The 12,236-nt window shown below is 45.2% G+C and carries 14 protein-coding genes; 13 read left to right on the top strand and 1 reads right to left on the bottom strand.

The window, feature by feature from the left end; genetic code table 11:
• Window positions 1-10 precede the first annotated feature (10 nt).
• From QVP35_RS04550 to QVP35_RS04525, 6 genes are read left to right on the top strand one after another with little or no spacing between them, the layout of a single operon-like run.
• Window positions 11-172: a Flp1 family type IVb pilin gene (locus tag QVP35_RS04550; RefSeq protein WP_006568375.1), complete on the top strand. Its 162-nt coding sequence runs from the start codon at window positions 11-13 to the stop codon at window positions 170-172.
• Entirely contained in the window at window positions 169-1,623 is a 1,455-nt protein-coding gene (locus tag QVP35_RS04545) for a DUF5702 domain-containing protein (protein WP_009290027.1), read from the top strand. Before QVP35_RS04550 ends, QVP35_RS04545 begins: the two co-directional genes overlap by 4 nt.
• Before the next feature lie 27 nt (window positions 1,624-1,650).
• Window positions 1,651-2,502 carry a TadE family protein gene (locus tag QVP35_RS04540; protein WP_009290026.1) on the top strand — a complete coding sequence of 284 codons (852 nt, stop codon included), beginning with the start codon at window positions 1,651-1,653 and terminating at the stop codon, window positions 2,500-2,502.
• Window positions 2,481-2,888, top strand: coding sequence for a hypothetical protein (locus tag QVP35_RS04535; RefSeq protein ID WP_009290025.1), 408 nt, complete (start codon window positions 2,481-2,483; stop codon window positions 2,886-2,888). The genes QVP35_RS04540 and QVP35_RS04535 overlap by 22 nt, the downstream gene beginning before the upstream one ends.
• Entirely contained in the window at window positions 2,881-4,035 is a 1,155-nt protein-coding gene (locus QVP35_RS04530; protein ID WP_009290024.1) for a DUF6382 domain-containing protein, read from the top strand. The genes QVP35_RS04535 and QVP35_RS04530 overlap by 8 nt, the downstream gene beginning before the upstream one ends.
• A 40-nt stretch (window positions 4,036-4,075) precedes the next feature.
• Complete coding sequence (locus tag QVP35_RS04525; protein ID WP_009290023.1) at window positions 4,076-5,005, top strand: rhomboid family intramembrane serine protease; 930 nt, start codon at window positions 4,076-4,078, stop codon at window positions 5,003-5,005.
• Here the strand turns inward: QVP35_RS04525 and QVP35_RS04520 are convergent.
• Entirely contained in the window at window positions 4,971-5,651 is a 681-nt protein-coding gene (locus QVP35_RS04520; protein ID WP_009290022.1) for a sensor histidine kinase, read from the bottom strand. The genes QVP35_RS04525 and QVP35_RS04520 overlap by 35 nt on opposite strands.
• Window positions 5,652-5,818: 167 nt before the next feature.
• Between QVP35_RS04520 and dnaX the strand changes: the two genes are divergently transcribed.
• The 7 genes from dnaX to QVP35_RS04485 all read left to right on the top strand — a co-directional run bounded on the left by dnaX (window position 5,819) and on the right by QVP35_RS04485 (window position 12,229).
• On the top strand, window positions 5,819-7,417 hold the full coding sequence (gene dnaX / locus QVP35_RS04515) for a DNA polymerase III subunit gamma/tau (RefSeq protein ID WP_009290021.1): 1,599 nt from the start codon (window positions 5,819-5,821) through the stop codon (window positions 7,415-7,417).
• Between the two features lie 29 nt (window positions 7,418-7,446).
• Window positions 7,447-7,800 (top strand): YbaB/EbfC family nucleoid-associated protein, encoded by a 354-nt coding sequence (locus QVP35_RS04510; RefSeq protein ID WP_006568384.1) that lies wholly within the window; start codon window positions 7,447-7,449, stop codon window positions 7,798-7,800.
• Between the two features lie 15 nt (window positions 7,801-7,815).
• Entirely contained in the window at window positions 7,816-8,412 is a 597-nt protein-coding gene (gene recR / locus QVP35_RS04505) for a recombination mediator RecR (protein ID WP_009290020.1), read from the top strand.
• 830 nt (window positions 8,413-9,242) lie between these two features.
• A complete protein-coding gene (locus QVP35_RS04500; protein WP_009290019.1) occupies window positions 9,243-9,659 on the top strand; it encodes an HIT family protein in 417 nt (138 codons plus the stop codon).
• 4 nt (window positions 9,660-9,663) lie between these two features.
• Window positions 9,664-10,263 (top strand): flavin reductase family protein, encoded by a 600-nt coding sequence (locus QVP35_RS04495; protein ID WP_009290018.1) that lies wholly within the window; start codon window positions 9,664-9,666, stop codon window positions 10,261-10,263.
• Window positions 10,241-10,750 carry a shikimate kinase gene (locus QVP35_RS04490; protein WP_006568388.1) on the top strand — a complete coding sequence of 170 codons (510 nt, stop codon included), beginning with the start codon at window positions 10,241-10,243 and terminating at the stop codon, window positions 10,748-10,750. Before QVP35_RS04495 ends, QVP35_RS04490 begins: the two co-directional genes overlap by 23 nt.
• 183 nt (window positions 10,751-10,933) lie before the next feature.
• Entirely contained in the window at window positions 10,934-12,229 is a 1,296-nt protein-coding gene (locus QVP35_RS04485; protein ID WP_009290017.1) for a UDP-N-acetylglucosamine 1-carboxyvinyltransferase, read from the top strand.
• Window positions 12,230-12,236: the final 7 nt, after the last annotated feature.

Genomic DNA, 12,236 nt, shown 5'->3' with positions numbered 1-12,236 from the left:
AGAATTTATTATGAAGGAGTTTATGAAAGATGAGAGCGGCATGGGTGTGGTAGAAGTGATTTTGATCATTGTCGTCCTTATAGGACTTGTAATTATTTTCCAAACACAGATTAAGAGAGTGGTGCAGAACATTTTTAAGACGATCACATCCAAGACGGGCCAGGTTCAATGAAAACAAATACGAAGGGCAGTGTGACCGTATATGCAAGTCTTATGTTTCTCATAGTCTTGCTGCTGCTGAGCATGTGTCTGGAGGGGGCCTATCTCTATCTGGGCAAAGGGAAGGCCCAGGGAGCTTATACGGCTGCCCTCGCAGGTGCCAAGGGGAATTATCAAAAAGAGCTGGAGCAGCAATATCATCTGTTTGGACTGGATGTGCGGTATGGAAAACAGCTGGACGGGAAACTTGCGGAGACGTTGAAATACAATCTGACAGAGAGCAGAGATCCGTTTTCTTTTTATCCCGGTTCTGTGAAGACTTCTAATAAAGTTTCGCTGGCAGACAAAAGAGGTGAGATCCTGAGAGAACAGATCGGAGAATTCATGAAATATGAACTCGGAAAAGACGGTATCAGGCTGCTGAAAGAAAATGTGTTAAAGATGCCGGGAGAAGAGGACGCTTCCCGGGTAAGGGAGGTCATCAATGAGTCGGACAGAAAAGCCAAAGAGGAGGAAGAAGCGGAGGTGTCAGAAAAAAAGAAAGAAAAGCCAGTGAAAGCAAAAGATCCAAGAAAAGGCCTGGTCAGGATTTTGAGGGAGGGCATCGTGACTGTTGTCTTGGGAAAAGAGGCCGAAGTATCCGAGCAAAATGTACCGATCATCTACGGACACAGGGATACAAAGAAAGAAAAGAATCCTGATTTTTATCAGGCGGAATCCGTAAGTCAGTCTTTAAAAGGCCGGGGGCAGGATGCATCTTCATCTGGCATAAAAGCAGAACTTATGGGAACAGCCTACGGGGTAAAATATTTCAGGAACTATACATCCAAAGAAAAGAAGAAGGGGCTGCAGTACGAGACAGAATACCTGATTTCCGGAAAGGAGTCGGAAAAAGAAAATCTCGGTTCGGTGTTTTCCAAGATTCTCTTAATGAGATTCCTGCCAAATTTGATTTATGTTCAGGGCGATACTGTAAAACAGGGACAGGCAGAGGCGCTTGCGGCCTCAATTCTTGGGATTACGGGAATTGTACCTGCTGTCAAGCTGGCAAAGCATCTGCTGCTTGCAGCGCTGGCCTATGGAGAATCAATTCTTGACCTGAGGAATCTTTCAGAAGGAAAACAGGTGCCTCTGTGGAAATCCAAAGACACATGGCAGATGGAATTCGCGGGTCTTTCCTCACTCACCGGCAGAAGAAAGTCTGTAAAGAAAGGACTGTCTTATAAAGATTATCTTCAGGTATTATTATTCCTTCAGACTGAAAAACAGGAAAAATATCTGCGGATGATGGATGTGATCGAGGACAATATAAAGAGGAAAGTCCCCGGGTTTTCTCTGAAGGATTGTTATGTTTCCTTTGAGGCAGAGACAACCATGAGTCTGCATCCGTTCAGATTCGGGGGAGTCAGACTGCCGGTCACAGGGCGGTATCAATGGTCAATGATAGAAGTATCACAATATTAATGTCGAAACGGGAGGAGGGGAGCAGAGATGTTCTTGGATTGTAAAAGAAAACATTTCTCCAAGCCAACAGCCAACAATATAAAAATATCAACTGAATACAGACGATCCAAAAGGACATCTCTGCTCTCCTCCTCCGGCGGAAGCATGACGCTGGAGGCCAGCCTTCTGATTCCGGTTTTTATATTCTTATTCCTGGCGCTGGCCTCGGTCGGTGAAACCTTATGGATTCACGGACAGGTATATCACGGAATTACAGAGGCTGCAAGGGAGGAAGCGGTATATGAGTATATGCTGGCCAAAAAGAACATCCCTTCTTTGAGAACCGTGCTGCTGAAACAGAAGTTTCTTTCAGCTGTGGACCAAAAGAAGCTGAATCATTCCTCCCTTGCGGGAGGTGTGCAGGGCGTTTTGTTTACAGGGTCACGGTTTCAGGAAAACCTCGAAGCCTATGAGATCAGGGCACGCTATCGGATCGTATACCGTCTTCCGTTTCTTCCGCCGTTTACAGGAAACTACGAGCAGAAGATCAGACAAAAAGCGATGACCGGGTATGCAGAGGGACAGAAAGGAGCTGACGGCGGGGAAGTATATATAACACCCTATGAGAGTGTATACCACAAAGACATAAATTGTACGCATCTTTCTCTGTCCATTGTTTCTGATTCAGATGTGCAGAAATATATAGAAGGAAAAACCAGATACCGGGAATGTGAACGCTGCACAAAATACCATAAAGGGAAGATATCCATCTTATTTATCGCGAAAGAGGGAGATGCATATCACACGGATTTAGGATGCAGCGGTTTAAAGAGAACAGTCAGTAAGAAAAAGATAAGTGAGGCAGAGGGGATGAAGCCATGCGAAAGATGCGGGAGATAGATGGATATATGACATTGGAGGCAAGCCTGATCATACCTGTTCTCTGCTTTTTACTTGTTCTTCTGTTTTCGTTTTTCTTTTATATTATGGATCTGGGTATTGTATCGGGACTTGTAAAAGAGGCAGGGCTGCATACGGAAGATAAGAATCAGGAAACAGATCTGCGGCGGGATTTGGAAAGAAGGATCGTGCTGGGTAAGGTGAGCTCTGTCAGCGTATCTGAGACAAAGGAAAAGAGAAAAATCAAAGTACAGGCTGAAATTGGAGTGCCGGCGGCGGGAAGTGTGGAAATTTTTGGACTGCGGCTGTTTAAGATCACGGAACAGCAGGAATTTATGCTTCCAAAAGAGACAGAAAAGATCAGGAGGTGGAGCTTGATTGAATGAACAGTGGGTCCGGGAAGGATTTGAACATTATTATGTTGTGCCTAAAACAGACGGAGAAGTATATGAAGAACAAGTCCTTCTGTCACATATGATCACAGGGCTCCTTCCCTGTGAACTGCGGAGAACAGAAGATGAAGAGGCCTATTATTTTCATCTTGTTTCGGCTGATTTATATATTGACCAGATTGGAAAATTGGATGCCAGGAATTTTTTCATGGATCTGATCACGGTGATAGAAAAAGCGGAGGAGCACCTGCTGAATCCGGATCATTTTATTTTGACACCGAGGCATGTGTATGTTTTCGACGGAAAGCCGGCTCTCTGTTATGTGCCGGGAAACGGATCAGACATTACAGAGCAGCTCAGAGAGTTTGTACAGTCCTGTATTGACCGGCTGGATTATAGAAACCGGAGCCAGGTCACATTTTTTTATGAACTGCACAACAGGCTGAGAAAATCCCCTGTGTCACTGGACGGGCTGAAACAATTTATAACCCCTGAACCGGTAATGAATGAGATGGAACAGGAGCTTCCGGGGACAAAAGAATTTATGCAGGAAGAATCCTTTAATCGCAAGAGAAAGAAAAACAGCAGGATGCAGGTCTGTTCGGCTATGCTGTATATTCCGCTTCTGTTTTCTGCCGCCTATTTTGCGGCCAGAGCATGGAATGAGGGAATGACCTATCCAAATCTCAGAGGGATTGTGATCGGAGGATTCCTGATTGCGCTAAATACGGGATGTCTGTGGGCGGGAGTAAAAAACAGCAGAAAAACCATAGAGAAACCGGAAAAGGCTGAGGAGCAGCCTGCGGATGAGACTGTACTAATGTGTGATGAAACCGCGCTCTTAGTCCGGGAGAAAGGGCCTGTTTTGAAACTTTTGGGAGCGGAACATACGGAAGTAGAATTAAACAGCGCTGAGTTTACTGCAGGGAGGCAGGAAGAAGGGGTTGATCTCTTCCTGCCCCAGCCCGGGGTGAGCCGGAGGCACTTTCAAATAGTGACAGAGGGCGGGGGATACATACTCAGGGATCTGGGATCGAAAAACGGAACATTTTTAAATGGTGAAAAAGTGTGGAAGGAAACAGAATTAAAGAGCGGAGATATAATAAAAGCAGGTACAGAAGAATTTGAATTTATGGTATAATTCCAATAGAGTTGAAAAGGCTTCTATTGGAGGAAATGTCATGTACCAGAGAATATTAAATTTACTGAATATCAGAGGATACCAAAAAGAAATGACTCCTTTGGGCCCGTGTTATGTAAAAGAAGATTGGGGAAGGAAAAAAGGAGTATTTATTGCCTATGAACACAAACCGGACGGAAGCCTTTATACTACAGAGGAGACCGGATCGCTGAATGAGGAACTGAAGCAGTATATTGGACCGAAGGCATCGGTTCTTGTACTGATTCTTTCAGAACAGGGCAGATCCACATGGACGGATCCTGACAGGGCTTTTGAGGAATTATATGATCCTGTCTGTATGATCCTTTCAGCCTCAGACAGCAAAGACCGGTCATCGGCTCCGCCAGAAGAGTTCCGCTTCAGAAAACTGAAAGATTACCAGGCTACGGCTGTTATACTGACGATCAATATTTTCATGTATCTGTGGTCCGCTGCCAGCACAGAGATCCTTAATTGGGGAGCGCTCACATGGATGCATGCATTCAAACAGGGGGAGCTTTACCGTTTGGTTACGAGCAACTTCCTGCACAATGGATTTGATCATCTGTTTAACAATATGATCGTCTTTGTTTTGATTGGCAGCAGACTGGAACCGATCTTCGGCAGGGCCAGATATGTAGCCTTATATATGGGAGCCGGGCTGTGCGGAAGTATTGTCTCCGCTGTGTACTATATGAATATGGGAGAAATGGTGGCATCTGTCGGTGCATCGGGAGCTATTTTCGGACTTATTGGTGCAATGCTTTGGATCTTGATTAAAAACAGGGGTTATCAAAAAGAATTTTACGGAGGAGGAGTCGCGCTTATGATCGCGGGAAGCCTGTATCATGGCTTTTCTACCATGGGAGTTGACAATGCAGCCCATATTGGGGGCTGCATCGGGGGATTTCTTTTGGCTATCTTGCTGTATCGGCAAGACAGGGGAAAATGAGGGTGAAGGTAGTGCCCTGATTTAAGGCCGAATCCATGTGGATAGAGATGTCCAGTTCCCTGGCAATTCCACTGACTACGGATAGGCCGATACCGTTTCCTTTGGGCACAAAAGAGACACCGCGGTAAAAGGCGCGGGACTGCTGTTCTTTTGTCATGCCGATTCCGGTGTCGGAAAGACTGCAGACAATAAAATCTCCTTCCCGGCTTAAATGGACAGAAATCAGAGGCTCTCTTGAGGCCTCTTTTTTTCTGCAGATTGCGTTGACACCATTGGAAATTAAGTTGTTGAAGATTTGAAGGTATTTAGTCTTGGATCCCTTGACATAATAGGGAGAGGAATCCTCTGTCTGGACAGAAAAGCGGATTTTGCACTCGTTCAGCCTTAAACTCCATGAACATTTGATTTCTTCCAGGAGTGCGTTTAAGTCCACGGGCTCCAGTGTGGCTGAGGCATCGGATACCGGGGAAAGCATTTGGCGGACCATGTCAAAGACAGAGGAGAAATCAGCTTTCATGCCGGACCAGTAAACGTCCTGTGAGAGCTCCGGGTGTGTCTGCTCTATGTACTGAATCTGACTGTAAATTAAAGTCAGAGAGTTTTTTAATTCATGAGAAAATGTTGTCAGTTTATTTTGATTCTTCATATTCACGCTTCTTTCTATGTACAAATTTCATGCAGGGGCAACTATAAGTTTATATGGGAGTTCGTGTAAAAGGCAACGGAAAACAGGGGCAAAAGTTCGACGATTTTTTTCCTTTTCCATTTTCAGAGGTTATGATACAATAAGGAAATGATGCAGGAGGAAAGAATATGTCATATATGGCTTTATACCGAAAGTTCCGGCCGTCGGCCTTTGATGAGGTCAAGGGGCAGGATCATATCGTCACGACGCTGAAGAACCAGCTGGAAGCCGGGCGTATCGGCCATGCCTATCTGTTCTGCGGAACCAGGGGAACCGGAAAGACGTCGGTCGCAAAGCTGCTCGCCAAAGCAGTGAACTGTGAGCACCCGGAGGACGGAAATCCCTGCGGAGTCTGCGAAAGCTGCAGGGAGATCCAGGAAGGCAGTTCTATGAACGTTATGGAGATTGACGCAGCGTCAAACAACGGTGTCGACAATATCCGGGATATCAAAGAACAGGTGCAGTATTCTCCGGCTTCAGGAAAATATAAAGTGTTTATTATCGACGAAGTGCATATGCTTTCCATGGGGGCATTTAATGCCCTGTTAAAGACTTTGGAAGAGCCGCCGGAATATGTGATCTTTATTCTGGCCACCACAGAGGTACACAAGATACCCATAACGATCCTTTCCCGATGCCAGAGATATGATTTTCACCGGATCACAGCAGATGTTATTGCGGACCGGCTCATGGAACTGATGTCGGAGGAACACGTGGAGGCAGAAGAAAAGGCGCTGAGATATGTAGCCAGAATGGCGGACGGTTCCATGCGCGATGCTCTGAGTCTTTTGGATCAATGCATTGCATTTTATCTCGGGAAAAAACTGACCTATGAAAATGTGCTTGAAGTGTTGGGAACCGTAGATATCAGTGTCTATGCAAGGCTTCTGGACAGCATCCTTGCAAATGATGTGACGGAGGTTATCGGGATCGTCGGAAAGGTTGTGGAGCAGGGAAGAGAACTATCCCAGTTCATCACGGATTTCATCTGGTATTTGAGAAATCTTCTGCTGGCAGGCAAGGGTGATGCATCCATGGAAGCTCTGGAAGTTTCTGCGGAGCAGCTCAGTCTGATGCAGGAAAAGGCAGCACAGGTGGAAGAAGAGACTGTGATCCGGTATATCCGCATACTGTCGGATCTGCTGAATCAGATCCGGTTTTCCACATCGAAAAGAGTGCTGGCAGAGGTGGCATTGATCAAGATGTGCCGGCCGCAGATGGAGACGGATCTGTCCAGTGTACTGGAGCGGATGCGTATGCTGGAGGCTTCGCTTGAACAGATAAAAACTCAGGGAATTGCCGCGGTACCCCAGACTGCCGCAGAAGAACCTGTTCAGAAGCAGAAGGAACCGGAAAAGACAACGGAGCAGATACTGGAAGAGAGGCTTCCGAAAGCCAGAGCCCGGGAACTCAAGGAGATCATCAAGCACTGGAAGCAGGTGAAGCTTGCACAGCCGCCGATGATCAAGAATCTCCTTTCGAAGGGAATTCTGACTGCGGATGAATCGACAGAAGTTCTGAGACTTATGTTCAAGCCGGAAGGCAGTATGAACATGGGGAAGGATTACTTTCAGAGGCATCCCGAGAAGATAGAGGCACTGGAAGAGGAACTGGCCGAGAGATCAGGGTTCCAGGTAAAGATAGAGATCGGTGAACTGGAATCTGAGAAAAATGATGACACCATTAATCTGGATTGTATTCACATGGATGTGACAATAGAAGAATAAAAAGAGTTTTATTTCAGGAGGTATTTAAGATGGCAAAAAGAGGCGGATTTCCGGGTATGGGCGGAAATATGAACAACTTGATGAAACAGGCGCAGAAGATGCAGAAGCAGATGGAAGAAACAACAAAACAATTAGAAGAGACTGAATATGAAGCCACAGCCGGAGGCGGAGTTGTAAAGGTTGTTGTTTCAGGCAAAAAAGAAGTGGTATCCGTAAGTCTGGATGAGGAAGTAGTTGATCCGGATGATATTGAGATGCTGGAGGACCTGATCGTTGCAGCCACCAATGAAGCGCTCCGCAAGATGGAAGAAGATTCACAGAGCAAAATGGGGAAAATCACCGGAGGTCTCGGAGGAGGCATGGGAGGCGGATTTCCTTTCTAAGGATGGATAACGGATATGGATTATTACAGCAGTCAGATCACGAAGTTGATTGAAGAATTGGGAAAGCTTCCGGGAATCGGTCCCAAGTCGGCCGGAAGGCTTGCCTTTCACATTATAAATATGCCGCTGGACCAGGTGAAGCATTTATCTGAGAGCATTCTGGATGCAAAGGAAAATGTCCACTACTGTAAAGAGTGCTGTACCCTGACGGATCAGGACATCTGTCCAATTTGTTCCAGCAGCAAGCGTGATCACAGTACCATTATGGTGGTGGAGAGCACCAGGGATCTGATGGCCTATGAGAAAACAGGAAAATACGAGGGCATTTACCATGTTCTGCACGGAGCAATATCTCCGATGCTTGGGATCGGACCTTCTGACATCCGGCTGAAAGAATTGATGGCCAGACTTCAGGGTGATGTGAACGAGCTGATCATTGCTACCAACTCAAGCCTGGAAGGAGAGACCACGGCAATGTATATAAGCAAACTTGTGAAGCCGACAGGCATCAAAGTCAGCAAAATTGCCAGCGGAGTTCCGGTGGGCGGAGATTTGGAATATATTGATGAGGTTACCCTTCTTCGGGCACTGGAAGGAAGAACTGAATTATGAAATGAAAAAGAGCAGCCGGGCAGGCTGCTCTTTTTCTGTAAGTAACTTTAAAACTTTAAAACAATAAGGAGAGGATTTTCATCCTCAAGAGGGGTAGGATTTGAAAGTATTTAAAAATGTTTAACTACTTTACATGTTTTATTGTAACGAATAATTGTGAACAAATCGTGAAGAAACTGTGGATAAATTGAAAAAAGGCGGTTAAATTATCAGAATATTTAGAAATAAATAATAAGAAAACAAAAAACATTGTATACATAATAAAATTGCTTGACAATATAGGGTCTGTTTTTTATAATAATAACATAAAGAGGAACAAGGAAACGGATACCTAGAAAGAATCGATGGGAGGCGATATTGTTTGGATATTATGTCGAAAGACATAGAAGACATTCTATATACAGAGAGTAATAAATTTCATACAGTGAGCCTTCAGAATATAGAATAAATATGTCCGGTATAGATTTTATACACAGGTCGGAGAGACAGGACAGGTAGAACGTCATACGAAGAATCAGATGTATATAGAAGAGAACGGAAGTAAAAGAAATGAAAGATCAAGAAGTTTGATGTTTGAGTCGCAGAGACTCAGAGTTCGGATTGATTGAGAAATTGAAGGGAATACAGAAGTTGTGTATGGCATGTATGAAATAGGGCGGATCGAAGAGAAGCCTCCGATCAATAACAATTAAATAGTCTAAAAGGTGAGTCGCAGAGACTCACCTTTTTTAGTTAAGCGAATATTATAGTAATAATTTCACACTTCATTTTTGGATTCTTGAAAAAGGCCTATAAATAAGATACAATACTTACCAAAGGAGATGAAGATCATGAAAAAACAGGATTGTATATTTTGCAGGATAATCAGCGGAGAGATTCCGTCAACAACCATTTATGAAAATTCAAAATTTAAGGTAATCATGGATATCGCTCCGGCCAACAAGGGGCATGTACTCATATTGCCGAAAGAACACTATGATAATATTTACGATATAGATACGGCCACAGCCGGAGAACTGTTTGAACTTGCAGTTATGACTGCGAGGGCTTTAAAGTCAGTACTTGACTGCGACGGAATGAATATTTTACAGAACAACGGAACAGTAGCTGGTCAGACCGTCTTTCATTTTCATATGCACATCATCCCAAGATACGAGGGCGATACCGTAAATATCGGATGGAAAGAACTGAGCTATGAAGACGGAGAGATGGAACAGCTCAGGGAAGCCATACGGAAGGAAATGTAAGGGCATGTCAAAGATATCCTGGAAACCGGGCAATATGATATATCCCCTGCCGGCGGTGATGGTAAGCTGCGGTGCGGAGGGAGAATCTGACAACATCATTACTGTGGCATGGACGGGTACGATCTGTACAAATCCGCCGATGACCTATATTTCACTGAGACCCCAGAGACATTCCTATCATATAATCGAAAAGAGCGGTGAGTTTGTCATCAACCTGACCACGGCAGAACTTGCCAAAGCGACAGACTTCTGCGGCGTGCGCTCCGGAAGGGACCTGGATAAGTTTAAAGAGACGGGACTCACGGGGGAACACGGTATACTATCCTATGCGCCGTATATCAAGGAGAGTCCTGTGAATATTGAATGCCGGGTAGAAAAGATCACTCCTCTGGGCTCTCATCATATGTTTACGGCCAGAGTTGTAAACATTCTCGCAGATGATACTTATATGGAAGAAAACGGACGGTTTGCCCTCGAAAAGACCAATCCCCTAATCTATTCACACGGAGGATATTTTGAGACGGGCAGACAGATCGGAAGTTTTGGATACTCCGTAAAGAAGAAAAAAAGGAAGAAAAGAAATGACAAGCCAAAAAGGAAATAACTATATTTTAATTGGAATGCCCGGGGCCGGCAAGAGTACCATCGGAGTTCTGCTCGCCAAGGCATTGGGAGCCGAGTTTATTGATACGGATCTGGTGATCCAGCAGAAGACCGGAAAGCTTCTAAGAGATATCATAAGCCAGGAAGGAAACGAAGCATTTAAAAAGATTGAGGAGGAGGTCAACGCATCTGTCGAAGCCGAAAACTCTGTGATCGCACCGGGGGGAAGCGCCATTTACAGCCCGAAAGCGATGGAACATTTTAGAAATATTGGTACAGTCATCTATCTGAAGCTTGATTATGAAACGGTTGCCGAACGCCTTGGCGACCTTGCGGCAAGGGGTGTGGTGCTGGATAACGGGCAGACACTCAGTGACTTATACCGGGAAAGAATACCTCTCTATGAAAAATATGCAGACATCACGGTAGATGCCGATGATTTAAAGATCGGGGAAGCCTTAGAAAAAGTGTTGGAAAACTTAATGTAGTGTGATATACTGATAAATATGCGAGTAAGCGGCATGGAACTTTTGGGCTTATGCAGGCTATGACTGCCTGTCCAGGGGTTGTGTTTAAAAAAAGACACGCTTATTTTTCAGAAGAATGGATAGATTATTGATAGAGAATGAATGATTCGATTGATTGAATAGAGTTTTATATAGAGGTGTATGATGGAACAATATATCATTAAAGGCGGAAACCCACTGGTAGGGGAAGTTGTCATCGGAGGCGCAAAGAATGCTGCACTGCCCATTTTAGCAGCAGCAGTTATGACAGACGGAACGTGTACTATTGAGAATATGCCCGATGTCAGGGATACAAATGTTTTGCTCCAGGCCATGGAAGGCATTGGAGCCACAGTGAATAGATTAGGAAAACATGAAGTAGTTATCAGCGGAAGCGGGATGAATGCGGACTGCGATGTGGATAACGAGTATATCCGGAAGATCAGGGCTTCTTATTATCTGATCGGGGCTCTTCTTGGGAAGTATAAAAGGGCCAGAGTAGCCCTGCCGGGCGGATGTGAGATCGGAAGCCGTCCGATCGACCAGCATATCAAAGGATTTAAGGCGCTGGGAGCCAGGATTGAGATAGAAAACGGCATGATCACAGCGACTGCCGATGAGCTGATCGGCTGCCACATTTATATGGATGTGGTATCTGTGGGTGCGACGATTAACGTCATGATGGCAGCGGCTTTGGCAAAGGGAAATACAACCATTGAAAATGTGGCAAAAGAGCCGCATGTAGTTGACGTAGCCAATTTTCTGAACAGCATGGGAGCCAGCATACGCGGAGCCGGCACTGATGTGATTAAGATCAAAGGCGTAGAAAAGCTTGGAAATTGTGAATACTCCATTATTCCGGACCAGATTGAGGCGGGGACATTCATGACTGCGGCTGTAGCTACGAAAGGTGATATTACGGTTAAAAATGTTATTCCAAAGCATCTGGAAGCCATCAGCGCGAAGCTGGAGGAGATCGGTGCGCAGGTAGACGAGTTTGACGACGCGGTCAGAGTTGTAGCAACAAAAAGGCTCGATTCCACCCAGATCAAAACTCTCCCGTATCCGGGATTTCCGACGGATATGCAGCCTCAGATGGCAGTGTCACTGGCTCTGTCCAACGGAACAAGCATCGTTTCAGAGAGCATTTTTGAAAACCGTTTCCGGTATGTGGATGAACTGACAAAGATGGGTGCCCGTATTCAGGTAGACGGCAGAACAGCCATCATTACCGGAGTCAAATTGTTTACCGGGGCAGATGTCTCAGCACCTGACCTTCGTGCAGGGGCGGCGCTGGTCATTGCAGGCCTTGCGGCCGACGGTTATACTACAGTCAGCGATATCGGATATATCTACCGGGGCTATGAAGGCTTTGAAAAGAAAATTCAGAATCTTGGCGGAGATATTCAGCTGGTGAACAGTGAGAAAGAAATCGCGAGATTTAAGCTGCGTATTGTATAGATATTAA

The sequence above is a fragment of the Anaerostipes sp. CAG:276 genome (genome assembly GCF_000432215.1).
Taxonomy (GTDB): domain Bacteria; phylum Bacillota; class Clostridia; order Lachnospirales; family Lachnospiraceae; genus Anaerostipes; species Anaerostipes caccae.
Note: the sequence above shows the minus strand (reverse complement) of the source record. Positions and strands in the feature narration are given on the sequence as shown.

Coding starts and splice junctions, on each gene's coding strand:
- QVP35_RS04550 (WP_006568375.1), top strand. CDS start 11: ATGAAGGAGTTTATGAAAGATGAGAGCGGCATGGGTGTGGTAGAAGTG.
- QVP35_RS04545 (WP_009290027.1), top strand. CDS start 169: ATGAAAACAAATACGAAGGGCAGTGTGACCGTATATGCAAGTCTTATG.
- QVP35_RS04540 (WP_009290026.1), top strand. CDS start 1,651: ATGTTCTTGGATTGTAAAAGAAAACATTTCTCCAAGCCAACAGCCAAC.
- QVP35_RS04535 (WP_009290025.1), top strand. CDS start 2,481: ATGCGAAAGATGCGGGAGATAGATGGATATATGACATTGGAGGCAAGC.
- QVP35_RS04525 (WP_009290023.1), top strand. CDS start 4,076: ATGTACCAGAGAATATTAAATTTACTGAATATCAGAGGATACCAAAAA.
- QVP35_RS04520 (WP_009290022.1), bottom strand. CDS start 5,651: ATGAAGAATCAAAATAAACTGACAACATTTTCTCATGAATTAAAAAAC.
- dnaX (WP_009290021.1), top strand. CDS start 5,819: ATGTCATATATGGCTTTATACCGAAAGTTCCGGCCGTCGGCCTTTGAT.
- QVP35_RS04510 (WP_006568384.1), top strand. CDS start 7,447: ATGGCAAAAAGAGGCGGATTTCCGGGTATGGGCGGAAATATGAACAAC.
- recR (WP_009290020.1), top strand. CDS start 7,816: ATGGATTATTACAGCAGTCAGATCACGAAGTTGATTGAAGAATTGGGA.
- QVP35_RS04500 (WP_009290019.1), top strand. CDS start 9,243: ATGAAAAAACAGGATTGTATATTTTGCAGGATAATCAGCGGAGAGATT.
- QVP35_RS04495 (WP_009290018.1), top strand. CDS start 9,664: ATGTCAAAGATATCCTGGAAACCGGGCAATATGATATATCCCCTGCCG.
- QVP35_RS04490 (WP_006568388.1), top strand. CDS start 10,241: ATGACAAGCCAAAAAGGAAATAACTATATTTTAATTGGAATGCCCGGG.
- QVP35_RS04485 (WP_009290017.1), top strand. CDS start 10,934: ATGGAACAATATATCATTAAAGGCGGAAACCCACTGGTAGGGGAAGTT.